Annotated in this window: 23 protein-coding genes and 1 tRNA gene; 18 read left to right on the top strand and 6 right to left on the bottom strand. The window is 71.6% G+C overall.

From position 1 onward, the window contains the following. Positions 1 to 95 precede the first annotated feature (95 nt). The 5 genes from shc to D9V36_RS06965 all read left to right on the top strand — a co-directional run bounded on the left by shc (position 96) and on the right by D9V36_RS06965 (position 7,229). Positions 96 to 2,144 carry a squalene--hopene cyclase gene (gene shc, locus D9V36_RS06985; RefSeq protein ID WP_129293001.1) on the top strand — a complete coding sequence of 683 codons (2,049 nt, stop codon included), beginning with the start codon at positions 96 to 98 and terminating at the stop codon, positions 2,142 to 2,144. Beyond that, the gene (locus tag D9V36_RS06980) at positions 2,144 to 2,809 is read left to right on the top strand and encodes a 1-hydroxy-2-methyl-2-butenyl 4-diphosphate reductase (protein WP_129293000.1); all 666 of its coding nucleotides are present in this window, start codon (positions 2,144 to 2,146) and stop codon (positions 2,807 to 2,809) included. The genes shc and D9V36_RS06980 overlap by 1 nt, the downstream gene beginning before the upstream one ends. Before the next feature lie 5 nt (positions 2,810 to 2,814). Then, positions 2,815 to 3,840 carry an adenosyl-hopene transferase HpnH gene (gene hpnH, locus D9V36_RS06975; RefSeq protein WP_129292999.1) on the top strand — a complete coding sequence of 342 codons (1,026 nt, stop codon included), beginning with the start codon at positions 2,815 to 2,817 and terminating at the stop codon, positions 3,838 to 3,840. A gap of 126 nt (positions 3,841 to 3,966) precedes the next feature. Next, positions 3,967 to 5,847: a 1-deoxy-D-xylulose-5-phosphate synthase gene (dxs, locus tag D9V36_RS06970; protein WP_129292998.1), complete on the top strand. Its 1,881-nt coding sequence runs from the start codon at positions 3,967 to 3,969 to the stop codon at positions 5,845 to 5,847. Then, on the top strand, positions 5,844 to 7,229 hold the full coding sequence (locus tag D9V36_RS06965) for an aspartate aminotransferase family protein (RefSeq protein WP_129292997.1): 1,386 nt from the start codon (positions 5,844 to 5,846) through the stop codon (positions 7,227 to 7,229). The genes dxs and D9V36_RS06965 overlap by 4 nt, the downstream gene beginning before the upstream one ends. A gap of 102 nt (positions 7,230 to 7,331) precedes the next feature. Here D9V36_RS06965 and D9V36_RS06960 read toward each other — a convergent pair whose 3' ends face one another. Continuing rightward, positions 7,332 to 8,141, bottom strand: a complete 810-nt coding sequence (locus tag D9V36_RS06960; RefSeq protein WP_164992898.1) for a tyrosine-protein phosphatase — start codon at positions 8,139 to 8,141, stop codon at positions 7,332 to 7,334. A gap of 248 nt (positions 8,142 to 8,389) precedes the next feature. Between D9V36_RS06960 and D9V36_RS06955 the strand changes: the two genes are divergently transcribed. Then, positions 8,390 to 9,190 carry an SGNH/GDSL hydrolase family protein gene (locus D9V36_RS06955; protein WP_129292995.1) on the top strand — a complete coding sequence of 267 codons (801 nt, stop codon included), beginning with the start codon at positions 8,390 to 8,392 and terminating at the stop codon, positions 9,188 to 9,190. Positions 9,191 to 9,286: 96 nt separating this feature from the next. On the opposite strand, the gene D9V36_RS06950 is transcribed toward D9V36_RS06955, so the two are convergent. Next, entirely contained in the window at positions 9,287 to 9,748 is a 462-nt protein-coding gene (locus D9V36_RS06950) for an ATP-binding protein (protein ID WP_241720739.1), read from the bottom strand. A 137-nt stretch (positions 9,749 to 9,885) separates the two neighbouring features. On the opposite strand from D9V36_RS06950, the gene D9V36_RS06945 reads away from it, so the two are divergent. From D9V36_RS06945 to D9V36_RS06935, 3 genes are read left to right on the top strand one after another with little or no spacing between them, the layout of a single operon-like run. Further along, positions 9,886 to 10,752, top strand: coding sequence for a helix-turn-helix domain-containing protein (locus tag D9V36_RS06945; RefSeq protein WP_129292994.1), 867 nt, complete (start codon positions 9,886 to 9,888; stop codon positions 10,750 to 10,752). Positions 10,753 to 10,755: 3 nt separating this feature from the next. Next, a complete protein-coding gene (locus D9V36_RS06940; RefSeq protein WP_088801073.1) occupies positions 10,756 to 11,034 on the top strand; it encodes a DUF397 domain-containing protein in 279 nt (92 codons plus the stop codon). Continuing rightward, on the top strand, positions 11,031 to 11,936 hold the full coding sequence (locus tag D9V36_RS06935) for an SAM-dependent methyltransferase (RefSeq protein WP_129292993.1): 906 nt from the start codon (positions 11,031 to 11,033) through the stop codon (positions 11,934 to 11,936). The genes D9V36_RS06940 and D9V36_RS06935 overlap by 4 nt, the downstream gene beginning before the upstream one ends. 44 nt (positions 11,937 to 11,980) lie before the next feature. Here D9V36_RS06935 and D9V36_RS06930 read toward each other — a convergent pair whose 3' ends face one another. Further along, on the bottom strand, positions 11,981 to 13,015 hold the full coding sequence (locus D9V36_RS06930) for a carbohydrate kinase family protein (protein WP_129292992.1): 1,035 nt from the start codon (positions 13,013 to 13,015) through the stop codon (positions 11,981 to 11,983). Positions 13,016 to 13,308: 293 nt separating this feature from the next. Between D9V36_RS06930 and D9V36_RS43000 the strand changes: the two genes are divergently transcribed. From D9V36_RS43000 to D9V36_RS06895, 7 genes are all read left to right on the top strand, one after another. Further along, complete coding sequence (locus D9V36_RS43000) at positions 13,309 to 13,575, top strand: hypothetical protein (protein ID WP_431357648.1); 267 nt, start codon at positions 13,309 to 13,311, stop codon at positions 13,573 to 13,575. A 261-nt stretch (positions 13,576 to 13,836) separates the two neighbouring features. Further along, complete coding sequence (locus D9V36_RS06920; protein WP_129292991.1) at positions 13,837 to 15,012, top strand: MBL fold metallo-hydrolase; 1,176 nt, start codon at positions 13,837 to 13,839, stop codon at positions 15,010 to 15,012. Positions 15,013 to 15,231: 219 nt separating this feature from the next. Beyond that, on the top strand, positions 15,232 to 17,364 hold the full coding sequence (locus D9V36_RS06915; protein ID WP_129292990.1) for an ATP-binding protein: 2,133 nt from the start codon (positions 15,232 to 15,234) through the stop codon (positions 17,362 to 17,364). Then, positions 17,354 to 17,803, top strand: a complete 450-nt coding sequence (locus tag D9V36_RS06910) for a roadblock/LC7 domain-containing protein (RefSeq protein ID WP_088801077.1) — start codon at positions 17,354 to 17,356, stop codon at positions 17,801 to 17,803. Before D9V36_RS06915 ends, D9V36_RS06910 begins: the two co-directional genes overlap by 11 nt. Positions 17,804 to 17,805: 2 nt before the next feature. Then, a complete protein-coding gene (locus D9V36_RS06905; RefSeq protein ID WP_129292989.1) occupies positions 17,806 to 18,204 on the top strand; it encodes a DUF742 domain-containing protein in 399 nt (132 codons plus the stop codon). Continuing rightward, positions 18,182 to 18,802, top strand: coding sequence for a GTP-binding protein (locus tag D9V36_RS06900; RefSeq protein ID WP_129292988.1), 621 nt, complete (start codon positions 18,182 to 18,184; stop codon positions 18,800 to 18,802). Before D9V36_RS06905 ends, D9V36_RS06900 begins: the two co-directional genes overlap by 23 nt. Next, a complete protein-coding gene (locus D9V36_RS06895; RefSeq protein ID WP_129292987.1) occupies positions 18,799 to 19,401 on the top strand; it encodes a GAF domain-containing protein in 603 nt (200 codons plus the stop codon). The genes D9V36_RS06900 and D9V36_RS06895 overlap by 4 nt, the downstream gene beginning before the upstream one ends. A 172-nt stretch (positions 19,402 to 19,573) precedes the next feature. Here the strand turns inward: D9V36_RS06895 and D9V36_RS06890 are convergent, their stop codons facing one another. After that, entirely contained in the window at positions 19,574 to 20,899 is a 1,326-nt protein-coding gene (locus D9V36_RS06890; RefSeq protein ID WP_129292986.1) for an acyl-CoA dehydrogenase family protein, read from the bottom strand. A gap of 300 nt (positions 20,900 to 21,199) precedes the next feature. After that, complete coding sequence (locus tag D9V36_RS06885; protein ID WP_129298240.1) at positions 21,200 to 24,352, bottom strand: amidohydrolase family protein; 3,153 nt, start codon at positions 24,350 to 24,352, stop codon at positions 21,200 to 21,202. Between the two features lie 306 nt (positions 24,353 to 24,658). On the opposite strand from D9V36_RS06885, the gene D9V36_RS06880 reads away from it, so the two are divergent. Continuing rightward, positions 24,659 to 25,582 (top strand): alpha/beta fold hydrolase, encoded by a 924-nt coding sequence (locus D9V36_RS06880; protein WP_129292985.1) that lies wholly within the window; start codon positions 24,659 to 24,661, stop codon positions 25,580 to 25,582. A 248-nt stretch (positions 25,583 to 25,830) separates the two neighbouring features. Here the strand turns inward: D9V36_RS06880 and D9V36_RS06870 are convergent, their stop codons facing one another. Beyond that, positions 25,831 to 26,124: a YiaA/YiaB family inner membrane protein gene (locus D9V36_RS06870; protein WP_030078864.1), complete on the bottom strand. Its 294-nt coding sequence runs from the start codon at positions 26,122 to 26,124 to the stop codon at positions 25,831 to 25,833. A gap of 164 nt (positions 26,125 to 26,288) precedes the next feature. Between D9V36_RS06870 and D9V36_RS06865 the strand changes: the two genes are divergently transcribed. Next, a tRNA-Pro gene (locus D9V36_RS06865) sits at positions 26,289 to 26,362 on the top strand. Positions 26,363 to 26,404 lie beyond the last annotated feature (42 nt).

Genomic DNA, 26,404 nt, shown 5'->3' with positions numbered 1-26,404 from the left:
CCGAATAGATCGCAGTCGCCGGCCGGCGCCAGCCAGGCGCCGGCCGACGGAATCCCTGAGCACGCTTTGCACAGTTCACTGCAGAAGGGGAAGCCATGACAGCGACGACCGACGGAAGTACCGGGGCGCTGCCGCCCCGGGCCCCCTCGGCCAGCGATGCCACCGCTGAGACAACCGCAACAGCCACGCACCCCCGCACCGCCTCGGCGCAGGACACGGCGGATGCCGCTCGTCGCGCGACCGCCCGCGCCACGGAGTATCTGCTCTCCGTGCAGGACCCCGCCGGATGGTGGAAGGGCGACCTCGAGACCAACGTCACGATGGACGCCGAAGATCTGCTGCTCCGTCAGTTTCTGGGCATCCAGGACCCGAAGGTCACCGAGGCCGCGGCCCGCCACATCCGCGGTGAGCAGCGCGCGGACGGCACCTGGGCCACCTTCCACGGCGGGCCCGGCGAACTCTCCACCACCATCGAGGCCTATGTCGCCCTGCGCCTCGCCGGGGACGACCCCGACGCCCCGCACCTGGCCAAGGCCTCCGCATGGGTCCGCGAACAGGGCGGAGTCGCCGCGGCCCGGGTCTTCACCCGCATCTGGCTGGCCCTCTTCGGCTGGTGGAGATGGGACGACCTGCCCCAACTCCCGCCGGAGCTGATCTACTTCCCCTCGTGGTTCCCGCTCAACATCTACGACTTCGGATGCTGGGCGCGGCAGACCATCGTGCCGCTGACCATCGTCTCGGCGAAGCGCCCGGTGCGCCCTGCGCCGTTCGGCCTCGACGAGCTGCACACCGATCCGCGCCGGCCCGACCCGCCGCGGCCGCTCGCCCCCGCCACCACCTGGGACGGGCTCTTCCAGCGCCTGGACAAGGCGCTGCACCTCTACCACAAGGTCGCCCTGCGCAAGCTGCGCGGCGCCGCGATGCGCTCCGCCGCCCGCTGGATCATCGAGCGGCAGGAGAACGACGGCTGCTGGGGCGGCATCCAGCCCCCCGCCGTCTACTCCGTCATCGCCCTGCACCTCCTCGGCTACGACCTCGACCACCCCGTGCTGCGCGCCGGCCTGGCCTCCCTCGACCGCTTCGCCGTGTGGCGCGAGGACGGTCCCTCCGGGCCCGACGGCCAGGGAGGCCCCACCCGGATGATCGAGGCCTGCCAGTCCCCGGTCTGGGACACCTGCCTGGCCACCATCGCGCTCGCCGACGCCGGACTGCCCGCCGGCCACCCGCAGCTGGTCAAGGCCGTCGACTGGATGCTCGCCGAGCAGATCCGCCGGCCCGGCGACTGGAGCGTGAAGCGGCCCCGACTCCCTTCCGGTGGCTGGGCGTTCGAGTTCGAGAACGGCAACTACCCGGACATCGACGACACCGCCGAGGTGGTGCTCGCGCTGCGCCGGGTCCAGCACCCCGATCCGCAGCGGGTCGAGGCCGCGGTGGACCGCGCGGTGCGCTGGAACTTCGGGATGCAGTCCAAGGGCGGGGGCTGGGGCGCCTTCGACGTCGACAACACCAGTCCGTTCCCCGACCGGCTGCCGTTCTGCGACTTCGGGGAGGTCATCGACCCGCCGTCGGCCGACGTCACCGCCCATGTCGTCGAGATGCTGGCCGATGTCGGCCGTACCCACGACCCGCGCACCCGCCGTGGCATCGCCTGGCTGCTGGCCGAACAGGAGCCCAGTGGCGCCTGGTTCGGCCGCTGGGGCACCAACTACCTCTACGGCACCGGCTCGGTGCTCCCCGCGCTCGCCGCGGCCGGCATCCCCGCCTCGCACCCCGCGGTGCGCCGGGCGGTGCGCTGGCTGGAGCGGGTGCAGAACGACGACGGCGGCTGGGGCGAGGACCAGCGCTCCTACCAGGACAAGGAGAAGTGGGCCGGACGCGGCGCCTCGACCGCCTCACAGACCGCCTGGGCGCTGATGGCGCTGCTCGCGGCCGGGGAGCGGGACAGCGAGGCGGTTGGGCGCGGAGTGCGCTGGCTGACCGCGACACAGCGCGAGGACGGGTCCTGGGACGAGCCGTACTTCACCGGCACGGGCTTCCCCTGGGACTTCTCCATCAACTATCACCTCTACCGCCAGGTCTTCCCGCTGACCGCCCTGGGCCGCTACCTGGGCGGGGGACTGGCCGCCGCGCCGGTGAGGGCCTGATGCCAAGGCCCCCGGCGGACCCGGACCCGCCCCTGCTGGTCGCCTGTGCGCTCGGCATCGAGCGGTTCGCGCTGCGCGGCGGTGACCGCGGGGGAGCGGCGCGAGGGGACGGTCCGCAGCTGGTCACGCTCCGTACCGGCATGGGCCCCCAGGCGGCCGAGCGCACCCTCACCCATGCGCTGCGTGCGGGCGCGGTCACCGAACGTTCCCCCGTCGTCGCCAGCGGCTTCTGTGCCGGCCTCGCGCCCGGGATGCGCCCCGGGGACGTGGTCGTCGCCGAAGCCACCCGCGACCAGCATGCGGACGCGCCGGAAACGCTCTGCCACGACAACGGCCCGCTGCTCCGGGCCCTGCGCAAGCGTGGGCTGACCGTGCACACCGGGCTGCTGCGCGGCTCCGACCACGTCGTACGCGGTGCGGAGCGGGCCGCGCTGCATGCCGCGGGTGCGGTCGCGGTGGACATGGAATCGGCCGCGACCCTCCGGGTGGCCCGGAACGCCGGCATCCGTCCGGTTGCGGCCGTCCGGGTGGTCGTGGACGCTCCAGAACATGAGCTCGTACGCATCGGCACGGTGCGCGGTGGAATATCGGCCTTCCGGGTGCTGCGCTCCGTACTTCCTGTTTTCTACGAATGGCACCGTTCTTTGCTGCTCCCCTGGAGGTGAGCCAGATGGCCATGCCGCTCCGTCAGTCCATTCGGGTCGGGACCTATCTTTTTGAACAGAAGATGATCCGCCGACGGGAGAAGTTCCCGCTCATCGTCGAGCTGGAACCGCTCTTCGCGTGCAATCTGAAATGCGAGGGCTGCGGGAAGATCCAGCACCCGGCGGGCGTGCTCAAACAGCGTATGCCGGTGGCGCAGGCGGTCGGTGCGGTGCTGGAGTCCGGCGCCCCGATGGTGTCCATTGCCGGCGGCGAGCCCCTGATGCACCCGCAGATCGACGAGATCGTGCGGCAGTTGGTGGCCAAGCGGAAGTACGTCTTCCTGTGTACCAACGCGATGTTGCTGCGCAAGAAGATGCAGAACTTCACCCCCTCGCCGTATTTCGCTTTCGCCGTGCACATCGACGGCATGCGCGAGCGGCACGATGAATCCGTCGCGAAGGAAGGCGTGTTCGACGAGGCGGTGGCGGCGATCAAGGAGGCCAAGCGGCGCGGTTTCCGGGTCACCACCAACTCCACGTTCTTCAACACCGACACCCCGCAGACCATCATCGAGGTCCTCAACTTCCTCAATGACGATCTGCAGGTCGACGAAATGATGCTGTCGCCCGCCTATGCCTACGAGAAGGCCCCCGACCAGGAGCACTTCCTCGGTGTGGAGCAGACCCGCGAGCTGTTCAAGAAGGCCTTCGCCGGCGGCAACCGGCGCCGCTGGCGGCTCAACCACAGCCCGCTCTTCCTGGACTTCCTGGAGGGCAAGGCGGACTTCCCGTGCACGGCGTGGGCGATCCCCAACTACTCGCTCTTCGGCTGGCAGCGCCCCTGCTACCTCATGAGCGACGGGTACGTCCCCACCTACCGGGAGCTCATCGAGGAGACCGACTGGGCCAAGTACGGCCGCGGCAAGGACCCGCGCTGCGCCAACTGCATGGCGCACTGCGGCTACGAGCCGACCGCCGTCCTCGCCACCATGGGGTCGCTGAAGGAATCCCTCCGGGCGGCCAGGGAGACCGTCGCGGGCAACCGCGGGTGACCGCCCACCGGCGGTGAGCCGCGCCCGGGCGCACCGTCGTCCCGGTCCGGCCCGGCTCCTGCGCCGCACGGGCGCACGAGCCGGGCCCGGCCGGTCCCTGTCAGCCGAACCGGAGGGGGAGCGCGAATGACGATGCTGGAGAACATCCGGCAGCCAGACCACCTCAAGGCGCTCCCCGCCGAGCGCCTTGCCGCACTCGCCGAGGAGATCCGGCACTTCCTCGTGCACGCCGTCGCCCGTACCGGCGGCCACCTGGGGCCCAACCTGGGCGTGGTCGAGCTGACCATCGCCCTGCACCGGGTCTTCGACTCACCCGCCGACCGCATCCTGTGGGACACCGGCCACCAGGCCTACGTACACAAGCTCCTGACCGGACGCCAGGACTTCTCCAAGCTGCGGGCCAAGGGCGGCCTGTCCGGCTACCCCTCCCGCGCCGAGTCCGCGCACGACGTCATCGAGAACAGCCATGCCTCGACGGTGCTGGGCTGGGCCGACGGCCTGGCCAAGGCCCGGCAGGTGCGGGGCGGCACCGACCATGTGGTGGCCGTCATCGGGGACGGCGCGCTCACCGGCGGGATGGCCTGGGAAGCCCTCAACAATATCGCCGCCGCCAAGGACCGCCCGCTGATCATCGTCGTCAACGACAACGAGCGCTCCTACGCCCCCACCATCGGCGGCCTCGCCGGCCATCTCGCCACCCTGCGCACCACCGACGGCTACGAGAAGTTCCTGGCCCGGTGCAAGGACGTGCTCCAGCGCACCCCGGTCGTCGGAGCGCCGCTCTACGGATCCCTGCACGGCGCCAAGAAGGGCTTCAAGGACGCCTTCGCGCCCCAGGGCCTGTTCGAGGACCTGGGGCTGAAGTACCTCGGACCGATCGACGGCCATGACACCGCGGCCGTCGAATCGGCGCTGCGCCGCGCCAAGGGCTTCCACGGCCCGGTGCTGGTGCACTGCCTCACCGAGAAGGGCCGCGGCTGCCGGCCCGCCCTGGAGGACGAGGCCGACCACTTACACACGGTCGGTGTGATGGACCCCCTGACCTGCGCACCCGTCACCCCGGTGGCCCGGCCCTCCTGGACCTCCGTCTTTGGCGACGAGATGGTCCGCATCGGCGCCGAACGCGCGGACGTCGTCGCCCTCACCGCGGCGATGCTCCAGCCGGTCGGGCTAGGGAAATTCGCCGCGGCCTACCCCGACCGGGTGTGGGACGTGGGCATCGCCGAACAGCATGCGGTGGTGTCGGCGGCGGGGCTGGCCACCGGCGGCCTGCACCCCGTCGTCGCGGTCTACGCCACCTTCCTGGGCCGGGCCTTCGACCAGGTGCTGATGGATGTGGCGCTGCACCAGTGCGGCGTCACCTTCGTCCTGGACCGGGCCGGCCTCACCGGCACCGACGGCGCCTCCCACAACGGCATGTGGGACCTGTCGATCCTCCAGGTCGTCCCCGGTCTGCGGATCGCCGCACCGCGCGACGCCGACCAGCTCCGCGCCCAGCTGCGCGAAGCGCTGGACGTGGCCGACGCCCCGACCGTCGTCCGCTTCCCCAAGGAGCCGGTGGACGATCCCCTCCCGGCCGTGGACCGGATCGGCGGCGTCGATGTCCTCCACCGGGCGCCGCACCCCGACGTCCTGCTGGTCGCGGTCGGCGTGATGGCTCCGGTCTGTCTGCGGGTCGCCGAACTGCTCACGGCACGCGGCGTCGACACCACCGTCATCGACCCGCGGTGGGTCAAACCGGTGGACGACGCCGTCCCCCGGCTCGCCGCGGACCACGCCATGGTGGTGGTCGTCGAGGACAACTGCCGGACCGGAGGCGTGGGCTGGGCGGTCGGCCAGGCGCTGCGGGACGCCGGTGTGGACGTGCCGCTGCGCACCTTCGGTATCCCCGAGCAGTTCTTGGCACACGCCAAGCGCGGTGAGCTGCTGGCCGATCTCGGCCTCACCCCGGACGAGATCGCCGGCCGGATCAGCGCCGCGCTGGCCCGTAAGGAGAGCCACGCGTGACCGGATTCGATCTGACCGAACTGCTCGCCGCACGCGGCGGCGAGCGCTACGACCTGCACGCCCGCCATCTCAACCACCAGCTCCCGCGGATGCTGCACACCATCGGCTTCGACAAGGTCTACGAGCGGGCCGAGGGCGCCTACTTCTGGGACGCCGAAGGCCAGGACTACCTGGACATGCTCGCGGGATTCGGGGTGATGGGCCTGGGACGGCACCACCCCGTCGTCCGCAAGGCGCTGCACGACGTCCTGGACGCCCAGCTCGCCGATCTCACCCGCTTCGACTGCCAGCCGCTGCCCGGCCTGCTCGCCGAGAAGCTGCTGACCTGTGCGCCCCACCTGGACCGGGTCTTCTTCGGCAACAGCGGCACCGAAGCCGTTGAGACCGCCCTGAAGTTCGCCCGCTACGCCACCGGCAGACCGCGCATCCTCTACTGCGCCCATGCCTTCCACGGCCTGACCACCGGCGCGCTCTCCGTCAACGGCGAGGACGGCTTCCGGGACGGCTTCGCCCCGCTGCTGCCGGACACCGCCATCGCGATGGGTGATCTGGACGCACTGGCGCGGGAGCTGAAGCGCGGCGATGTGGCGGGGTTCGTGGTCGAACCGATCCAGGGCAAGGGCGTGCACCCCACCCCGCCCGGATTCCTGCGCGCCGCACAGGAGTTGCTGCACCGGCACAAGGCCCTGCTGATCGCCGACGAGGTGCAGACCGGCCTCGGCCGCACCGGCGACTTCTTCGCCTACCAGCACGAGGACGGCGTCGAGCCGGATCTGGTGTGTGTGGCCAAGGCGCTGTCCGGTGGCTACGTCCCCGTCGGCGCGACCCTCGGCAAGGACTGGATCTTCAAGAAGGTCTACTCGTCCATGGACCGGGTACTGGTGCACTCCGCCAGCTTCGGCGCCAACGCCCAGGCGATGGCGGCCGGTCTGGCGGTGCTCTCGGTGATGGAGGACGAGCAGATCGTCGCGGGCGCCCGGCACACCGGCGAGCTGCTGCGCTCCCGGCTCGCCGCGCTGGTCGGCAGGTACGAGCTGCTGCACGACGTACGGGGCCGCGGCCTGATGATCGGCATCGAGTTCGGCCGCCCCACCTCGCTCGGTCTGCGCAGCCGCTGGACGATGCTGCAGGCGGCCCGCAAGGGGCTGTTCGCGCAGATGGTCGTGGTACCGCTGCTGCAGCGCCACCGCATCCTGACCCAGGTCTCCGGCGATCACCTCGAAGTCATCAAGCTGATCCCCCCGCTGATCATCGGCGAGCGCGAAGTCGACCGCTTCGTGGAGGCGTTCACGGCCGTCATGGACGACGCCCACTCGGGCGGCGGCCTGATGTGGGACTTCGGCCGGACCCTGGTCAAGGCACACCTGGGACGCCGCGAGTAGCCGGTGGCGGCCGGGGCCGGTCCCGTACCCGAGGGAGACCCGCGGGGACCACGGAACGCGGACGTATGATGGGCGGCCGCGGGGCCGCCCGTGCCCCGGCAGTCAGTCCGTCAGCAGCCGGTCACGCAGCCGCTCGCGGGTGGCGGGCGTCAGCTTCAGGCCGTCGGTGAGGTACTTCTCGGTCGAGCCCCAGGTCTGCTCGATGGCGTCGTAGGCGGCCGCGAGGTAGTCGGCGTGCGCCCCGAACAGCGGCGCGAGCAACTCCATGACCTCCTGCGACATCCCGACCGCGGAGTTGTCGGAGCGGCGGATCTTGTAGCGCCGGTGGGGATCGTCGGACTTGAGGTAGTCCGCCTCGATGGCGTCCCGCTCCACGCCGACCGCGAGCAGGGTCACCGCGACGGACAGGCCGGCGCGGTCCTTGCCGGCCGCACAGTGCATCAGGGCCGGGACGCTGTCCTCGGCCAGCGCGTTCAGCACCCTGCTGTGGTCTTCGGTGCGGGTGGTGATGATGTGGCGGTAGGTCGTGGCCATACGGGCCGCGGCCTTGCCGTCGCCGAGCGCGGAACGCAGCTGGTCCAGCTCACCGTCGCGCACCATCACCCAGAATTCCGCACCGTCGGCCGGATCGGTGAGCGGGATATTCACATTCCGCACGCCGGGCAGCGTGACATCGGGGCCTTCCAGCTTGATGTCCGAGGCGTTGCGGAAGTCGAAGATGGTGTGCAGCCCGAGGCCGGCCAGAAACGCGGCATCCGCCTCGGTCGCGTGGGCGAGGTGTCCGCTGCGGAACAGCCTCCCCTCCCGTACGCGACGCCCGTCCACGGTCGGCAGACCGCCCACATCGCGGAAGTTGCGGACCTCCGTGAGCTCGGGCTGGGCCTGGGGGACCTGCGGCGTCTGCTGCGTCACGCGCGCTCCTCGGGTTCGTTCGCCGACGCCGCTCGTCGGCGAGGCGGGCACTTCCGACGATACGACATTGATGCAATAGGCAATCGAGCCGACATGGGCGACACGGACGCGCCGCGATATGCGGAGGCAGAGCGCGGTCGATCTTTATTCCAACTTGACAAGAATTTGACTTGGTGGCATTAATCACCCCTCGTCAACCCCTGGTTACGGTGGCGTAGGTCACTTCTTGAGGTGAAGTATGTCCTGACGTGGCAGACGATTCGAAGTACTTCAGCAACGGCGCCCCTGGCGCCATCGGGTCGTACGCAGCCGTCGGGGACAGCTTTACAGAGGGGGTCGGGGATCCCGGCCCTGACGGGGCGTACATCGGTTGGGCGGACCGCCTGGCGGTCCTTCTCTCGGATCAGCAGGCCGAGGGGGACTTCCGCTATGCGAACCTCGCGGTCAGGGGGCGGCTCCTGGACCAGATCGTCGAGGAGCAGCTGCCCCGGGCGAAGGAGCTCGCCCCCGCCCTGGTGACGTTCTGCGCCGGCGGCAATGACATCCTGCGGCCCGGTTCGGACCCGGACGCGGTCGCCGAGCGCTACGAGGCGGCGGTCGCCGATCTGCGGCAGGAGGTCGGCACGGTCCTGCTCTGCACCGGCTTCGACACCCGCGGCATCCCCGTCCTCAAGCACCTGCGCGGCAAGATCGCCACCTATACGGCGCATGTCCGGGCCATCGCGGACCGGCACGACTGCCCGGTCCTGGACCTGTGGTCGCTGAAGTCGGTGCAGGACCGCCGGGCGTGGAGCGACGACCGGCTGCACCTGTCCGCCGACGGCCACACCCGGGTGGCGCTGCGCGCGGGCCAGGTGCTCGGGCTGCGGGTGCCGGCCGACCCGGACCAGCCGTGGCCGCCGGAGGCGGAGCGGTCGGCCGCCGACGCGCGGCGGGACAACATCCACTGGGCGCGGGAGCACCTCGTTCCGTGGATCGGGCGCCGGCTGCGCGGAGAGTCGTCCGGTGATCATGTCGAGCCCAAGCGGCCGGATCTGCTGCCGCTCTAGGGGAGCCCGGCCCGTCCGGAGGTGTCTCCCCGGGGGGTCGTCATGGGCCCCAGGCGTGCCGGAGGCCCCGTCTCCGCCGATGCGGAGCGCGGGGCCTCAGCGGGCGAGCGAGGAGTAGGGCAGGTCCGCCCAGACGACCCGGCCCCGACCGCTGTCGGCGGGCCGTGATCCCCAGCTGTCGGAGAGCGCACCGACGAGGAACAGCCCTCGTCCGCACTCCTTGTCCACGCTGCCGGGCTGGACGTGCGGTGCCGAATCTTCCGGGCCGCCCTGGTCCGTGACCTCTATGCGTATGTGGGCCCCGAAGAGGGCGAGTTCGCAGCCGACCTTCTCGCTGTCGGTGTGCCGCACCGCGTTCGTGAACAGCTCGGAAACCACCAACTCCACGTCGTCGAGGACGTGTTGAGCCGCGCCCCACTCGTGCAGCAGCGCACTGACGCGTCTGCGCGCCTCGGGAACGGACGTGCGTCGCGCCGGCAAGTGGAACGCGTCCTGCGGGTACTGGGCGACGAAGCCGCCACAGCGCCCTAACGAGGGAGCGTTGTTGGAGGAAGCCACTCCGTAACTATGTGCGATGCCGGTGACCGATGGCAAGGATCACTCTGCAATTTGCAGAATCGTAAGGTGCAGTCTGTTCGTGCTGTTGACGGCATGACAGACTGCTGACCACTGAAGTCAGTTGGAGGCGATCGGACGTGGCGGACCCACGGTCGGCAGGTGCACCGACCGTCCTGCGGGTGGTGCTCGGCAAGCGACTGCAGGACCTGCGCGAGAAGGCGGGGATCTCCTTCGAACGGGCCGCCGCGGCCCTCGATGTGACCCACGCCACGATACGACGCATGGAGAAGGCCGAGGTCGGCCTCAAACTCCCCTACGTCGAGAAGCTGCTGGCGACCTACGGCGTCACCGACGAGGAGGAGATCGAGGGCTTTCTCTCCCTCGCGCGCGAGGCCAACAAGCCCGGCTGGTGGCACCGGTTCCGGGACGTCCTTCCCGAGTGGTTCAGCGCTTTCGTCAGCCTGGAGAGCGAAGCCAACCTCATCCGGGCCTACCAACCGCACTACGTCCCCGGCCTGTTGCAGACCGAGGACTACGCCGCCGCCGTCCTGCGGGCCGGCATGCCGCACGCCTTGGCGGCGGACATCGACCGCATCGTCGCGCTGCGCATGGAGCGGCAGTCGCTCCTGACCCGTGAGGGCGCGCCGATGCTGTGGGTGGTCATGGACGAGACCGTGCTGCGCCGGCCGATCGGCGGGGCCCAGGTGATGCGCGACCAGGTCACCCGGCTGATCGAGGCCACCGCACTGCCGAACGTCCGGCTGCAGGTCATGCCCTTCGCCGCGGGCCCGCACTCCGCCATGTACGGCCCCTTTCACCTTTTCCGCTTCCCGATTCCGGAGCTCCCGGACATCGCCTACGCGGAAAGCCTCGTCGGAGCCGTGTACTTCGACCAGCGCAACGACGTCTCGCAGTTCCTGGAGGCCCTGGACCGGATGTGTGCGCAGGCCGCGCCGGCACACACCACCGAGGCCATTCTGGGTGGCTTTCGCAAGGAGATCTGAACCATGGATCGCATACGCATCTACAACGGCATGCCCGCCAAGGAACTGGGCACTGAGGGCTGGCACAAGCCGTGGAGCGGCGGAAACGGCGGCGAGTGCGTCGAGGCCATGAGGCTGGGCGACGGCCGGATCGCGCTGCGCCAGTCCACCGACCCGGACGGGCCCGCGCTGATCTACACCCACCACGAAATGGTGAGTTTCATCGAGGGCGCGAAGGCCGGCCACGCCGACTTCCTGCTCTCCGCGGCGCCGGGCCGGCGCACCGAGCGGAGGACGGCATGAGCGAGCAGGACATACCCCCGGGGGCGCCGGAGGGCACGGTCCACGAGATCGGACCGTACGTCCAGGGGCCGGAGCCCTCGGGATTCCCGGCCGAGGAGATCGACACCAGCCGGCCGCACCCGGCCCGGATGTACGACTACTACCTCGGCGGCTGGGACAACTACGAGGTCGACCGGGTGGCCGCGGAGCGCGTGATCGAGGTCCACCCCCAGGTCCGGCTCAGCGCCCGCGCCAACCGCGCCTTCATGCGGCGGACGGTGCGCGCACTGGTCGCCGGCGGCATCCGCCAGATCATCGACATCGGCACCGGCATCCCCACCTCCCCCAACACCCACGAGGCGGCCCGGGAGACCGCGCCCGACACCCGTGTCGTCTACGTCGACAACGACCCGATCGTCGCCACCCATGCCGGCGCCCGGCTGACCAACACCGAACACACCGGATTCGTGCTCGGCGACGTCCGCGACCCCAAGGCGCTGCTCGACCACCCCACCGTCCGGGAACTGATCGACTTCGACCGGCCGGTGGCGCTGCTGCTGGTCGCCGTCCTCCACTTCATCCGGGACGACGAGGATCCCGCAGGCCTCATCGCCACCCTTGCCGAGGCGCTGCCGGCCGGCAGCCACCTGGTCCTGTCGCATGCGACCGGTGAGCCCTACGAGGCCTATGCGGAGGGCCGCATCGACGAGCAGGCGCGCGACGGCGTCGTGAACGTCTACAAGAGCGCCACCGCCTCCCTCAACCTGCGGTCGAAGTCCGAGATCGCGCCGCTCTTCGGGCCGTTCGCGCTGCTGGAGCCGGGAGTGGTACGGGTGCCGCTGTGGCGGCCGGACGGTCCGGTGCCCGGCGCGCAGGAGCTCAACAACACCGTCTTCTACGGCGGGGTGGGCCGCAAGGACTGACCGGCCGGGCCCGCGGGCCCGGCCGGAGGTTCCCGGCCGGCGGGCTACGCGCCCGTGGGGGAGACCCTGGCGTCCGGCGGACCCGCGAGCCGCTGCCCGTCGCCGGGCGGCGCCGCGGCGGTGGCCTGCGCCGCCGTGGTGAGGGGCGGCGCCGTCGTGGCCGGCGCCGAGCGCAGGTCCTCCGGTCCGGCGAGGCGGGTGTGGGTGCCCGGCGAGGTGCAGGCGTACGCCCCCGCGACCGCACCCAGGCGCGCGCACTCGTCGAGGTCCCGGCCCGCCAGCCTGCCGTAGAGGAACCCGCAGGTGAAGGCGTCGCCCGCGCCGTTGCTGTCCACGACGGGGCCGGGCGGGACCGCGGGCGGGACCAGGCGTGGGGTGCGGTCGTCGGCGGTGAGGAGGTAGGCGCCGCCCGCCCCGGCCATCGCGATCACTGCCTTGGCCCGTCCCTCGTGCAGGATCTCCCGCATGACGGAACCGATCCGTTCCCCCGCCCCCGCCGTACTGAGAAACACCAGGTCCGAGCGGAGCGCGAATTCGCGGTGATGGTCCGTCAGCCCGTCCCAGTCGTGCAGATCCGTGGAGACGGGGATGCCCAGGGCCTCGATGTCGTCGTAGAGGAACCGGGCGAAGTGCATGATCGACAGATGGACGTGCCGGGCGCGGCGCAGCGGCGGGAGGTAGTGCTCGGGCGGCATCCGCAGATCGAGGGGGTCACGGCCGTCGTAGAACGACATCCGGCGGCCGTCGGCGGCCACGAGGTTGACCGCCCGCCGGGTGCCGTGCGGCGAGAGCAGCGGCCGGAAGTCGATGCCGGTGCCGGCCAGCCGCTCACGGACCAGGCTGCCCGGATGGTCGTCGCCGAGGAAATCCACGAATCCCGTGGTGAGCCCGAGCGCAGCGCAGCCGAGTGCGACGCCGGTGCCGGTGTGTCCCGCCCCTTCGTGAAGAGGGGGGACCGCATAGGAGTCGGCGAGCGGTACGGGCAGTGCGGCGACCTGCACGATGGTGTCCACGCCCGACCCGCCGACGACGAGTACGTCGTATGCGTCATACGGCTCAGAAACCTGCTGGAATGTCACAAGCGTCCCTGAATCCCTTGCTGGTGAGACGAATCCCTTGCTGGTGGAACCGTTTGCGGACGATGTGCGTCCGCTGCCGGGAGTCTAGACGCACATTCGGCTCATCACGGGATGTCAGGGACTCCGGTGACACGAGGGAGGAAAGGGGTCGCAGAAGCCGTGCCGATGATCGGTGGCCGGTGCGGAACGGGCGGGGGAGCGAGGGGATGTGGCGAACATGCTCACCCGTACCCCCACAGGCCGGCGGCGCCGCTTCGATGAGCGCCGGCACCTCACCCTGAGCGTCACCCGTCGTGGTGGACGCCTCGGGCCGCGGCTCCCGCACTCCCCGGTGGTTCGCCGGACTGGGCCGGGCCGCTCCGCAGGAAGAGCGGCTGACCACGTGGTACCTCGACCGGCTCGCCGCCCGTGCCGCGATCGACCCGGTCGCCGGGGCGGCCTTCCGGGACGTCTTCTGCCTCACCGCGCCGCCCACCCGCCCCGCGGATCTTCCTGCGCACGGTCTTTCTGCCCCGCCGCCCCGGGCTCCCGGCCCGCCCGCGGTCGTCGAAGAGGTGTGAGGGCGGCCTGCCCGGTCCCGCTCCCATGGACGCGTTCGAGTTGCCGGGCCGGCCGGCATCTGCGGTGGCGCCCGGGAAAGGTCGCACCTTTACTCCGGAATGTCACGGCCGGTCGCGCCGTTGTTGTCTGCGGGTGATGGTGTGGAGAGTCCGGGTGTCGTGGTGCGGAAACCGTACGGCGGCGCCGTGTGACGCGGCGTACCGGAACCCGCCGCTCACGCGGCCCGTTCACTTCGCGACTACCCCGACCATGGAGGTGCCGTGACCGGTTCCAGACCCCGTCGCACCCGACTCTCCGCGCTGCGGCCGGCGGCTTTCGGCGCCGTGCCCACCGGGGAGCGGCTGGCCAGGCTGCGCAGGTCGCCCCAGTTCGTGGACGGCCAGTTCCGCAACCCCGTGGAGACCAGGCAGCTGCTCCACGGCTCCGCGCTGCCGATGGCGCGTACCCAGCTGAGCCGGGAGGGGCGACTGCGCCGGGCGCCGGTCGGCCGGATCCCGGTCTACCGGCCGACCGCCGCGGACGGGACGGAGCCGCCCGCCTCCGGGCTGCGGCTCACCTGGATGGGTCATTCGAGCGTGCTGGCCGAAATAGACGGCCGGCGGGTGCTCTTCGACCCCGTCTGGAGCGAGCGCTGTTCACCGTTCAGCTGGGCGGGCCCCAAACGGATGCACCCGGTCCCCATCGGGCTGGACGAGCTGGAGCCGGTCGATGTCGTGGTGATCTCCCACGACCACTACGACCATCTCGACATGCCGACGGTCCAGGGCCTGACCGCCAGCGGCGCGGCCTTCGTGGTCCCGCTCGGCGTCGGTGCCGACCTGGAATTCTGGGGTGTGCCCGCAGAGCGGATCACCGAGCTCGACTGGCACGAGTCCGCCCGGGTGGGCGGGCTGACCCTCACCGCCACCCCCGCACAGCACTTCTGCGGCCGCGGTCTGCGCGGCCCGCAGCACACCCTGTGGGCCTCCTGGGTGGTCGCCGGCCCCGATCACCGGATCTTCCACAGCGGCGACACCGGCTACTTCTCCGGCTTCGCGCAGATCGGTGCGGAATACGGCCCGTTCGACGCGACGATGATCCAGATCGGCGCCTACAGCGACTTCTGGCCGGACATCCACATGGATCCGGGCCAGGGCGTGCAGTCCCACCTCGACCTGCAGGGACAGCAGCCCGGCGGCGTGCTGCTGCCGATCCACTGGGGCACCTTCAACCTCGCACCGCACCCGTGGGCGGAGCCCGCCGAGTGGACCCTGACCGCTGCCCGGAAGGCCGGGGTCACCAGCGCCCACCCGCGGCCGGGCGAGCCGTTCGAGCCCGCCGACCCCCCGGCCGTCTATCCGTGGTGGCGCGCGATTGCCGTGCCCCCCGTCCATGGCTGGCCCGCCTGGCCGCCGGCGGTTTCCCCCACCGACGTGGATCTCGTCGCGGACCGCTGAGGCGGAAGCCGGCTGCCGCCCCGTGGGGCCGGCCTGCCGGGTGCCTTCCAACTGGCCATCCATGAACGGGAGTTCGGATCGCCTCGTACTGGTGTGCGCGAGACGCCCACTCAAGGAGGTGGCGAGGGGTAGCGAACCCCGAAGTGGGCCCGGCCCCCACCCGTGCAACAACTAGCGTGCGTGCTCCGCGAACTGCCACGGCCGATCCGGAGGGCGCCGATGCCTACCGCATTCCCCCAGGGGAACCAGACGTTCCAGGAGGCTCACAGATCCCCAGGGCCCCAGGGTTCCCAGGGGGCTGTCCCCGTCCCCGCCTCCGCCCGGCGGCGGGAGCGTGAGGGCGGACGACACGGCCGGGCCTCGTTCCCCGAATCCGCCGCCGACTCGGCGATACGGGCCCGCCTGGTCCGGCTCGCCGCCGTCCCCTGCCTCCTCGTCGCCGTCATCTGCACGGCCGCCGCCGCCTTCGTGGTGCACACCGGCGGCGCCCGGCTCACCGGCCGCGAGTGGGTGGTGCTGTGCGGCGGTCTCGCGCTGGTCTGCGTCGTCGTGCTCACCGCGACCGCCGCCGCCAACGCCGAGGCCCGCGCCACCGTCATCCGCTACGCCCGGCTGCGCCAGGTCTGCGCCCGCAGCCAGTCCGACCTGTACGACCTGCTGGACCGCGTACGGCAGGGCGAGTGGATCCAGCGCCGCGAGCCAGAACAGGGCGTGGTGCCCACGGGCGACACGCTCGACCTGCTCGCCCACGAGGTGGCCGCCGCGGGCCGGGCCGCCGAGTCCGCCGTCATCGACGCGGTCGCCATCGCCCGCAGCAACGCCAGCGGCAGCGAGCAGAAGGTCGAGGTGTTCGTGAACCTCGCCCGCCGCCTGCAGTCCCTGGTGCACCGGGAGATCGAGCTGCTGGACGAGCTGGAGAACCAGGTCGAGGACCCGGACCTGCTCAAGGGCCTGTTCCACGTCGACCACCTGGCCACCCGGATCCGCCGGCACGCCGAGAACCTCGCGGTGCTCGGCGGCGCCATCTCGCGCCGCCAGTGGAGCCGCCCGGTGTCCCTGACCGAGGTGCTGCGCTCCTCGATCGCCGAGGTCGAGCAGTACCCGAGGATCAAGCTGGTGCCGCCGATCGAGGGCACCCTGCACGGACACGCCGTCGCCGACGTCATCCACCTCCTCGCCGAACTCGTCGAGAACGCCTCGATCTACTCCGCCCCGCAGACCCCGGTCCTGCTGCGCGCCCAGCTCGTCACCGCGGGCCTCGCCGTCGAGGTCGAGGACCGCGGCCTGGGCCTGTCGGCGGAGGAGCAGTCACGGATGAACGCCCTCCTGGCCGACCCCGAACACATCGATGTCGCCGAGCTGTTGAGTGACGGCCGGATCGGACTGTTCGTGGTCTCCTCGCTCGCCCGGCGGCACGGCATCGTGGTGCGGCTGCAGAGCAATATCTACGGCGGTGTGCAGGCCGTGCTGATCGTGCCCCAGGAACTGCTCGGCGAGGAACCGGCCGAGGGGGACGCGGACGGAGCGGAGGGGCCGCGCGCCGTATCTCCGGACACCGACCCGGCGCGCGAGCACGACGGCGGCTACGCCGGCGGCTTCGCCGACGACCCCGACGACGGCCATACGCGTCACGAACGCCCCCGGCATCACGACTCCGTGGAGCCTCACGAGCACCATGACCCCGGCCTGAACCCCGGTCGCCGGACGGTGGCCATCCCCGGCCCCGCTCCCGCCCCCGATGCCCTCGACACGGCACCGCGCGGATACGGCGACCGTACGGCCCCGGACGCGGCCCCGGTCCCGGTCCCGAGCAGCCTCCCCGCGGACACCGATCCCGTCTCCGATCCCGACGCCGGTGCCGCTCGTCGCCGGCTGGTCCGCGCAACGGGCGCTTACACTCCCGACGTCCACCTGCCCGACGTCCACCTGCCCGACGCGCGGCTGCCCGCGCCGCACACCCCCGACGCCGCTCCCGCCGACCGCCCCGCCGATCCCGGCCCGGTCGTGCTCCCGCCCGCGCCGCCTGTGGTGGACAACGGCGCCCGCCCGAGGCTGCCCCGGCGGCGCAAGCAGACGCACCTCGTTCCCGAGCTGCGCGGTGACCCGATCCTGCCCTCCGCGACCCCCCGTACGGGGCCCGAGCCCGAGCACGACCCCGGCCTGATGGCCGCCTTCCGGCGCGGCTTCAGCCTCGCCGACGACACCTATGCCGGCGACAGCGCCGACGGTAACGGCACCACGGCCCACGGCGGCGACACCAGCAGCCCGGCCGGCAACGACCTGCTCTACGACCGTGACCACGACGCCACGATGGCCCGCCCCCGAGGAGACGACCGCAACCATGGTGAGTGATGTGCGTGCGCAGGCGCATTCGCAGCTGCAGTCAGGCCAGCACACCGATCTGTCCTGGCTGCTGACCGGGCTCGTACAGCGGGTGCCGCATGCCCGGAGTGCGCTGCTGCTGTCCTCGGACGGCCTGGTGAAGGCCGCCCACGGCTTCGACCCGGACAGCGCCGACCACATGGCCGCCCTGTCCTCCGGCCTCTACTCCCTCGCCCGCAGCGCCGGTGTGCGTTTCGGGGAGGGCGACGAGGTGCTGCAGGTGGTCGTCGAGCTGGAGTCCACCTTCCTGTTCGTCTCCACCGCCGGATCGGGCGCCTGCCTGGCTGTGCTCGCCGGCCGCGAGGCCGATGTGGCGGTACTGGGTTACGAGATGTCGATGCTGGTCAAGAGCGTCCGGCCCTATCTGTCCACCCCCGCACGCCACCAGACACCCGCGGGCGGTCGTTGACCATGACCGTGCGTCGCCGACGGCGGCAGGGCGGCGAGCCGTGGTACGACGAGGCGGCGGGCCGGCTGGTCCGCCCGTACACCGTCAGCAACGGCCGGACCCGTCCGACGGCGCACTTCGACCTGCTGACCATGGTGATGGCCACCGGCCGACGGCCCGTTTCCTGCCAGGGCCCCGACTACGCCCAGGTGCTGGGGCTGTGCGGCGGGCCGGTCTCCGTCGCGGAGATCGCCGCCCACATACGGCTGCCCGCCGTGGTCACCAAAGTGCTCCTCGCCGACCTCGTCGACTGCGGGGCGCTCACCGCGCGGGCCCCCGCGGCCGTTTCGGCAGGGCCCGCGTCCCGTACCGACCGAGCCCTGCTGGAGGCGGTGCTGAATGGACTTCGCAAACGACTGTGACCCCCACGACCCGGGGGATCCCTCGACCGATCTCTTCCCCACCGCGCTCAAAATCCTGGTCGCGGGGGGCTTCGGGGTCGGCAAGACGACCTTTGTCGGCGCGGTGAGCGAGATCGAGCCGCTGAGCACCGAGGAGCTGCTGACCCAGATCAGCGTGGGTACCGACGATCTGGCGGGTGTCGAGAACAAGGACACCACCACCGTCGCCATGGACTTCGGCCGGATCACGCTCGGCCCCGCACACGTCCTCTATCTCTTCGGGACGCCGGGGCAGCAGCGCTTCTGGTTCATGTGGGACGAGCTGTCCAACGGTGCGCTCGGCGCGGTCATCCTCGCCGACACCCGGCGCCTGGACCAGTGCTTCGCGGCCGTCGACTTCTTCGAACGGCGCGGTATCCAATTCATCGTCGCCGTCAACGAGTTCGACGGCTCCTACCACTACGACCCGGACGAGGTCCGCACCGCCATGGACATCTCTCCCCACATCCCCGTCGTGCTCTGCGATGCCCGCCGGTGCAGCTCGGCCACCCATGTCCTGGTCTCGCTCGTCCAGCATCTGCTCACCCCCGCCCTCGCCGCGACCCCGGAGCTGCCGTGAACCACCCCGCCTCCCGCGTCCCCTACCTCACCTACGATCCGACGCGCCATCTGCTGCTCACCCCGCAGGACGACGAGGCCCCGGCACGGGTCGCCCGGCTGCGCGCGCTGGGCATCGGGGAGTCCCCGCTGCCCGCCTTCGACGAGTTCGCCCGCAAGCTCGCCCGGACCACCCGGGCGCCGTACTCGATGGTCAACTTCATCGACGAGCGGCGGCAGTACTTCGCCGGTCTCTACACCCCCGCGCAGGACCGGGCCGTCGAGCTGGGGCCGGCCCCCGCCAGCGCGCAGCCGGGCCGGGTGATGGACCGTGATCATGGGTACTGCCCGCATGTCATCGTCCGCCGGAAGGCGCTGGTGCTGGAGGACGTCTGCGACTATCCGCGGTTCGCCGGCAACCCCGTCGTGGACGAGATCGGCATCCGCTCCTATCTCGGTGCGCCGCTGATCGACCGTACGGGGACGGCGCTGGGCACCGTCTGCGTCGTGGACCTCGAACCGCGCCCCTGGGGCCGGGAGGGGCTGGAGACCATCAAGGCGATGGCCGCCGAACTCGTCGAGCAGATCCACCGTATGGAGGAGCAGCAGAGCGACTCCTGAGGAGGCGCCCGGGGAGGCGTCCCCCAGAGGGCGCCTCCCCGGTCCGTGATCCGGCCCCGGTGCCCGGCGCGTCCGGTTCCAGGAGAGACATCCCTGGAACCGGACGCCCGGCCCGGGGCCGCGGCATCGGCGGGCTGCCGGTGACCGCGCACCCCGTGACCGAGGCTGCCGCTCATCTCGGCCGGACGCACCACGAGCGCCCGGACACCGGGCCGGTGCGCTGGCCCGGCACCGTGGCCGTGGTGTCCTCGGCCCGCCCGGCGGGCGCCGGCAGGTCCGCGGGGGTGCCGGCATCCTCGGGCCACTCCGAGGGCTCCAGCCGCAGCAGGTCCGCCAGCCTGCTGGACCACTCGCCCTGTGCTCGTCCCAGGGCCAGCTCGCCCAGGCGCAGCAGCTGGACGTCGGAGGTGCCGGCCGGCGCGAAGATGTGGTGGGCGTCGCGCAGGAAGCGCTCCACCGGCCGGTCGGTGAACAGCCCGCAGGCGGCGTGGATGTCCATCGCGTCGCGCGCCGACTCCAGCGCCGACTCCACATTGACCAGCTTGGCGTTCATCAGCTCCGCATCGCACGGCAGCCCCTGGTCCAGGAGGTGCACCGCGTGGTATGCGGACAGCCGGGACAGCAGCAGCCGGGACTGGATCCGGCCGAGCTTGAGCTTGATGTTGCCGAGGTCGGCCAGCGGCTTGCCGTAGCGCTGCCGACCGGCGCAGAACGCCGTGGTCTCGTCCAGCACCGCCTGATGGATGCCCAGCGATACGGCGGTCAGATTCGGCCGTCCGTAGAGCACGCTGGAGGAGTAGGCGACCGACAGTCCGTCGCCCTCCCGGCCCAGCAGATTCGCCGCCGGAATACGGCAGTTGTCGAAGAACAGCTCGCCGAAGCTGAAGCCGTGCAGGCCCATCGCGGGCTGCTGCGGCCCGACCCGGAAGCCCGGTCTGTCGGACTCGACCAGGAACGCCGACAGGCCCTTGGAACCCTCGCCGGTGCGGGCCACCACGCCGTGGAGGTCGCCGACATGGCTGTTGCCGACGTAGATCTTCCGGCCGTTGAGGACGTAGTCGTCGCCGTCCCGGACGGCGGTGGTGGCCATGCCCAGCACATGGCCGCCGGACTGAGGTTCGGTGACCGCGATGGTCGGCAGGCAGTCGCCGGAGGCTATGGCCGGCAGCCAGGTCTTCTTCTGCTCCTCGCTGCCGAAGTGGACGATCTTCGCGACGCCCAGCTGCGACGCCTGCACCATGGCGCCCATCGCGGCGCTCACCCGGGAGAGCTCCTCGATGATCAGGGTCTTGGCGACATGGCCGGCTCCCATTCCGCCGTAGGCGCGGTGCACGGTCGCGCCTATCCAGCCCTGCCGCGCGATCAGGCGCGAGAGGTCATGGCAAACGGAACGGTTCGCCTCCATCTCCGCCACCCGGGGGCGGACCTCCTTCTCGGCGAACTCCCGCACCTGGTGCCGGAGTACCTCATGCCGCTGGTCCGTGAAGTAGCGATGCAAGACGAGCCCCTCCTTCGCGATCTCCCCCGTGCTGGTCGCATCACGCCTCGGACGACACCCGGTGGTGCCGTCGCAGCGAACGTTCCGGAAAGTGATCTTTCGCTTACCCCGTGCAATACCCGTTGGCATACCTACTGCGGGGCGCATAAAACATCAACTGGGCGCATTTAAGTGGTGAGTTGAGGCGCGAAGCGGAGGCGCACCACCCCCTGTTCGAGGATATGTGCGGCGCGGTTCCGCAGGCTCGGGAACCGCGCCACCCCACGCCTCCCGCCCCCGCCGCGACGGGGGCGGGAGGCGTCAGTGCGAGACGTCGCAGCAGGACTCGCGGCGCTGCTGCCGGCCCACCTCCAGCCAGTCGGTGCCGGCCGACCGCAGCGCACGTGCGGCGGGCGCCGGGAAGGAGTCGGCCAGCTCCCGCTGTGCGAACAGCCGTCCGCCGCGCAGCACCGCCGAGGTCCGCACCAGCGAGTCGAAGTCCCGGAAGGGATCTCCGTCCACCAGCGTCATATCGCCGAGCTTGCCGACCTCCAGCGTCCCCAGATCCCGCTGTGCGCCGAACACCCTGGCGGGCAGCGCGGTCGCCGTGCGCAGCGTCCGGCTCACGCTGAGGCCGCCGCGGTGCAGCGCCCGCAGGCACAGATGCAGGCCCAGCCCCACCGGCACCAGGGGCTGGTCCGTACCGAGCGCGACCAGCCCGCCGCCCTCCAGCACCCGCCGGTAGACGCCGACCTCGGTGTCGATGTCGGCCAGCTGCGCGGAGGTGGGACGGTGTCCGGCGTTCTCCCGTACGAGTGCGGTGTCCCAGGGCGGCATCAGCCGGGTGACCCGCACATCGTCGGCCAGCGCCGGATCGTCACCGAGCAGCGCGGCCGCGGAGAACGGCGTGGCGAGGAGGTGGAAGTCGGTGCCGGTGAAGACCTCCTCGACATCCTGGTAGGCGTGCCCGGAGCTGCTGACGGCATGGCCGAACTCCAGACGCTGGGTGGCCTGCAGATGGGTCGTCAGGTCCTGGCCGAGCTGGACTCCGGGGGTGAGCAGATGGCTCCCGGACCGGACCCCGAGCCGCTGGTGGGCGAAGCGCGCGGCCTCTTCCATCACCCAGCCCGGCGCCCTTACATAGGTCTTGACGAAGTCCCAGTCCAGGGCCGCGCCGCGGGCCAATGAGCGGCGCAGTCCCGCACGGGTGCGGTGCGCCCGCCCCATGCTGTACGCGACCCTGCCGCCGTCCAGCAGCTCGCCGCAGGTCAGCAGGCGCGGCCCGGCGAGCGCCCCGGCCGCCACGGCCTCCCGGAGGCGGACCTGTTCATAGGAGAAGCCCCCGCAGGAGACCGCGGTGGTGATGCCGTAGGCGAGCTGCAGAGCGGTCTGCCGCCCGCCATAGGTCACCTGCCAGGGGTGCGTGTGCGCGTCCCACAGGCCGGGCAGCACGGTCTGCCCGGAGGCGTCCACCCGGCGGGCGGCGCCGGACCGGGCCGGGCGGTGCGCCTGGACCGCGGTGATCCGCCCGTCCCGCACCACCACATCGACGTCCTCCCGCACCTCGTCGCCGGTGCCGTCCCAGAACCGGCCCGCGTGCACCACGGTGTCCCGGGCGCGCGCGGGCCGGTGCCCGAGGGACAGCGCGACGGTCCGGGCCGCTCCGCCGGACACCCCGATCAGCCGCAGCTTCCCGGCCGAGAGATACAGCAGCGTGCCGGAGTCCGAGGACCACGACGGATGGTCGGCGCTCTCTTCCGTCAGCTGCCGCGGCGCACCGTCCGGCGTGCCGTCGGGTCGCACCGGCACCACCCACAGCGCGGACTCGACGATCACGGCCAGCCAGTGCCCGTCGGGCGACCAGACCGGCCCGGAGTCATAGCGGTCGGCGATCGACACGTGCTCGGCGACCGGGTGCAGCCGGTCCTTGCCGGTCTCGGTGTCGACGATCCGGATGACGTTGTAGCCCTCGCGGAAGCGGCGGTTGAGGCGGGTGCGGTCGCAGTACGCCAGGTAGCGCCCGTCCGGTGACCAGCTGGGACGGCCGGGCAGCCCGCCGGCGCCCATCGGTGCGGCCAGTACCTTCTCCGTGCCGTCGGGCAGCGTCCGTACGACGAGATTTCCGGACATGTCCAGGGCGGCCAGCCGTCCGCCGTCCGGCGACAGCGCGGGCTGCACCCGGCCGCCGGTGGCCAGCACCGTCTCCTCGCCGGAGGCGAGATCGTAGCGGCGCACCGCGAACAGCCCGTCCCGGTCGTCGGCGTAGACCAGCGCCCGCCCGTCGCGGGACCAGCTCGGCGCCAGGACGTAGCGGGTGGCCTCGGCCCGGACGATCCTGCGCGGGGCGCCGCCGCCCGAGGTGGGCGCGATCCAGAGGCAGTTGAGTGCGGCGAAGGCGACCTTGCGGCCGTCGGGCGACAGCGCGGGCAGATGCACCCCGCGCACCGGACCGGCGGCCGTCCGCTCGAAGCCGTAGTCCTTGACGCGGTAGCGGGGGCGGTCCAGCGGCAGCCGCGCGGTGAACGGAATGGTCTCGGTCTGCTGCGGGGCATCGGGCCGGACGATCCGGAACTGTCCGCCGACGGTCAGCAAGAGCTCGTCCCGCGAGACCCAGCGCGGTGGTACCGGCTCCACATCGCCGTCGACCGCGACCCTCCCGCCGTCCACCACCAGCGTGCAGGTGGGCCCCGGACGGTCCGTGGTCCGCAGATAGGCGAGCCGCCCCGTGGGGGACAGCGCCGGCGCCATCACCTGAGCGGTCGCCGTCTCGGAGTGCTCGGTGCGCACCGCGCCCCGCCCGTCGGCCGGCACGGAGGCGACGGTGCGGGAGACCAGCGCCGCACTCGCCACCCGCCCCCGTACGAACACGATCCGCGCGCCGTCCGGCGACCAGCAGGGGTCGAAGTCCTCCCAGGCGGCGTCCTGGTGCGGGCCCTCCTGGCCGGGCAGCCCGGTCACCCGGGTCAACTTTTTCGTCGTCACCTCCAGCACCCAGATCCGGTACGGGCTGCCGGCCACCGCGTCCCCGCCCCGCTCCGAGGCGAAGGCGATCCGGGTGCCGTCGGGCGACCAGGCGGGGCCCCGGTCGTCCCACGGGCCGTCGGTCAGCTGCCGGAGGCCGGAGCCGTCGGCGGCGAGCGTCCACAGATGGAAGGAACCGCCCCGGTAGGCGCAGACGGCGATCCGGCGGCCGTCGGGGGAGTACACCGGACGGGTGGGCTCCAGATCGGGCGGGGTCAGTGCCACTGCGTTGCCGCCGGCCCGGGGCAGGGACCACAGGACGTTCTGGACCTCGGCGACCAGCCGGTCACCGGACGGGGAGAGCGAGGCGGCGCCATTGGTGGCGGCCGTGAAGGACAGAGTGGCGCCGCTCGCACCGGCGTCCTGCGCCCAGGCGCCGGCAGCCGTGACACCGGTCAGACCCGCCGCCGCGGCGGCCGAGGCGGTGCCCTGCAGAAATCTGCGGCGGGACAGCGGTGCGGGGAGAAGGGGGGAGCTCTCGAAACGATCCTCGAAGCGGTGCTCAGAACGGTCCTCGAAGCGGTCCTCGAAACGATCGGTGGTGTCCAACGTTCCTCCTGCGAAGGGGGGTTGCGGCACAGAGTCATCAAAGAACCGGCTGATCGTGTCACGCAGCCCGGGGGAGGCGGCAACCACGCCAAGCGCGCCCCGTGGCGCACCGCCGCCTCGCGCGCAAGAGTGGACGCCGACGACTCGTCAGCCACCGCCCGTCAGCCACCGCCCGTCATTCACCGCCCCCGGCAGTCAGGAGACGACGCCATGCAGGCCATGCAGCAGGACTTCCACCAGGCCCCGGACGGCGCCCGTATCGCCACCTACACCTGGCTCCCGCAGTCCGGTCACCCGCGCGCCCTGGTCCAGATCGCCCACGGCGCCGCGGAACACGGCCGGCGCTACGACCGCTTCGCACGCTTCCTGACCGGCCACGGCTATGCCGTTCTCGCCTCCGACCACCGGGGCCACGGCGCCACCGCCGCCTCCACCGGCGGCCGGGGGGTGGTCGGCGAGGACGCCTGGCGGGCGATGGTCAGTGACCTCAAGGGCATCGGCAACCATGCGGCCGCCGCCCACCCCGGCGTCCCCCTGGTGCTGCTCGGCCACAGCATGGGCGCGATGCTGGCCCGCGACTACGCCGAGGAGTACGGCGCCGACCTCGCCGGCCTCATCCTCACCGGAGCCTTCCGCACCCTGCCAGGCCTGGACCTCGAGGGCGCCGTCGACGAACTGGACCTGGAGATCGCCCGGCACGGTCGCGGCGCCCTCTCCTCCTTCATCCCGCGCACCTTCAGCTCCTTCAACGACGCCTTTCCCCACCGCACCGGCTTCGAATGGCTCTCCCGCGATGCCGCCGAGGTGGACGCCTACGTGGCCGACGAGGACTGCGGCTTCCCGTTCTGCGCCGGTCTCGCCGCCGACTGGGTACGCGCCATCCGCAAGATCAACGACCCGGCCAACCTCGCCCGCATCCCACGCGGACTGCCCGTCCACCTCGCCGTCGGCGACCAGGACCCCTGCCACCAGCGGATGACGTTGATCCATGAACTCCTGGAGGACTTCCGCTATCTGGGCACCCGCGACCTGACCTGGCGCGCCTATCCGGACGCCCGCCACGAGATCCTGAACGAAACCAACCGTGACGAGGTCCAGGGCGACCTGCTGGCCTGGCTCGGCAAGCACGTCTGAGGCGGCGCCGCGCTCCGCGCACGGCGGCGCGCGCCGCCGTCACCGTCAGTACCCATACGGGGAACTCGTAGCCACCCTTCTGACCTGCGGGCACCAAGGCCGGCCCGGACCGACCAGGCAGCAGTGAGGGCGGGACCGGAACGTTGCCGCACGCAGGCTGCTGCCCTCACCGGGTCGCCGGCCTGGGGCGACGCGGCCCGCGGGGGTGCCTTTGCCGGAAGGCGGGGAAGCACCCCCGGGTGCCGGGATCAGACCTGCCCCGGCTTGAAGACGTCCTGCTCGATGAGGATCTTGTCGATCCGGGCCTTGTCCACCCGGTTCGTCACCTCCTCGACCTCCTGGCGGTCGCGGATGCACTTGGCCAGGGTGAACGCCGAGGACACGACGAAGACCAGGCCGATGGCGAGGAAACCGCGTTCCCAGGGCCCCACCGGCAGTTTGATGATCCCGATCACCAGCGCCGCCAGCGACAGCCCGAAGGAGATCGCGGCCTGCACGAAGAAGGCCGTGGTCGTCGGCCGCTGAATCGATGGAGTAGTCATGCGCGTAGCGTGACGGCCCGGTGACGGCGGTGCATGAGTACGGGTACTCATCTCTCCGGTCGGCCGTACCTGCCCCGGCGCACCGATATGGCAGCACCCACCCTCTGACATGCGGTATTGTTCTCGTGCGCGGTCGGCCGGGGATTCCCGGCCGAAACGGGCACCGGGACGTGGCGCAGCTTGGTAGCGCACTTGACTGGGGGTCAAGGGGTCGCAGGTTCAAATCCTGTCGTCCCGACTGGAGTTCTCTCCATTGTCGCAGGTCAGAGCCTTGTTTCAC

The sequence above is a fragment of the Streptomyces lydicus genome (assembly GCF_004125265.1).
GTDB classification, from domain to species: Bacteria; Actinomycetota; Actinomycetes; order Streptomycetales; family Streptomycetaceae; genus Streptomyces; species Streptomyces lydicus_C.
The sequence above is the reverse complement of the archived record's forward strand: the minus strand, read 5'-3'. Positions and strand labels throughout refer to the sequence as shown.

Excerpts from the sequence above, each read along its gene's own strand:
- D9V36_RS06935 (WP_129292993.1), top strand. The coding sequence starts at position 11,031 with ATGAGCGAGCAGGACATACCCCCGGGGGCGCCGGAGGGCACGGTCCAC.
- D9V36_RS06880 (WP_129292985.1), top strand. The coding sequence starts at position 24,659 with ATGCAGGCCATGCAGCAGGACTTCCACCAGGCCCCGGACGGCGCCCGT.
- D9V36_RS06980 (WP_129293000.1), top strand. The coding sequence starts at position 2,144 with ATGCCAAGGCCCCCGGCGGACCCGGACCCGCCCCTGCTGGTCGCCTGT.
- dxs (WP_129292998.1), top strand. The coding sequence starts at position 3,967 with ATGACGATGCTGGAGAACATCCGGCAGCCAGACCACCTCAAGGCGCTC.
- D9V36_RS06910 (WP_088801077.1), top strand. The coding sequence starts at position 17,354 with ATGGTGAGTGATGTGCGTGCGCAGGCGCATTCGCAGCTGCAGTCAGGC.
- D9V36_RS06905 (WP_129292989.1), top strand. The coding sequence starts at position 17,806 with ATGACCGTGCGTCGCCGACGGCGGCAGGGCGGCGAGCCGTGGTACGAC.
- D9V36_RS06870 (WP_030078864.1), bottom strand. The coding sequence starts at position 26,124 with ATGACTACTCCATCGATTCAGCGGCCGACGACCACGGCCTTCTTCGTG.
- D9V36_RS06900 (WP_129292988.1), top strand. The coding sequence starts at position 18,182 with ATGGACTTCGCAAACGACTGTGACCCCCACGACCCGGGGGATCCCTCG.
- D9V36_RS06940 (WP_088801073.1), top strand. The coding sequence starts at position 10,756 with ATGGATCGCATACGCATCTACAACGGCATGCCCGCCAAGGAACTGGGC.
- shc (WP_129293001.1), top strand. The coding sequence starts at position 96 with ATGACAGCGACGACCGACGGAAGTACCGGGGCGCTGCCGCCCCGGGCC.
- D9V36_RS06915 (WP_129292990.1), top strand. The coding sequence starts at position 15,232 with ATGCCTACCGCATTCCCCCAGGGGAACCAGACGTTCCAGGAGGCTCAC.
- hpnH (WP_129292999.1), top strand. The coding sequence starts at position 2,815 with ATGGCCATGCCGCTCCGTCAGTCCATTCGGGTCGGGACCTATCTTTTT.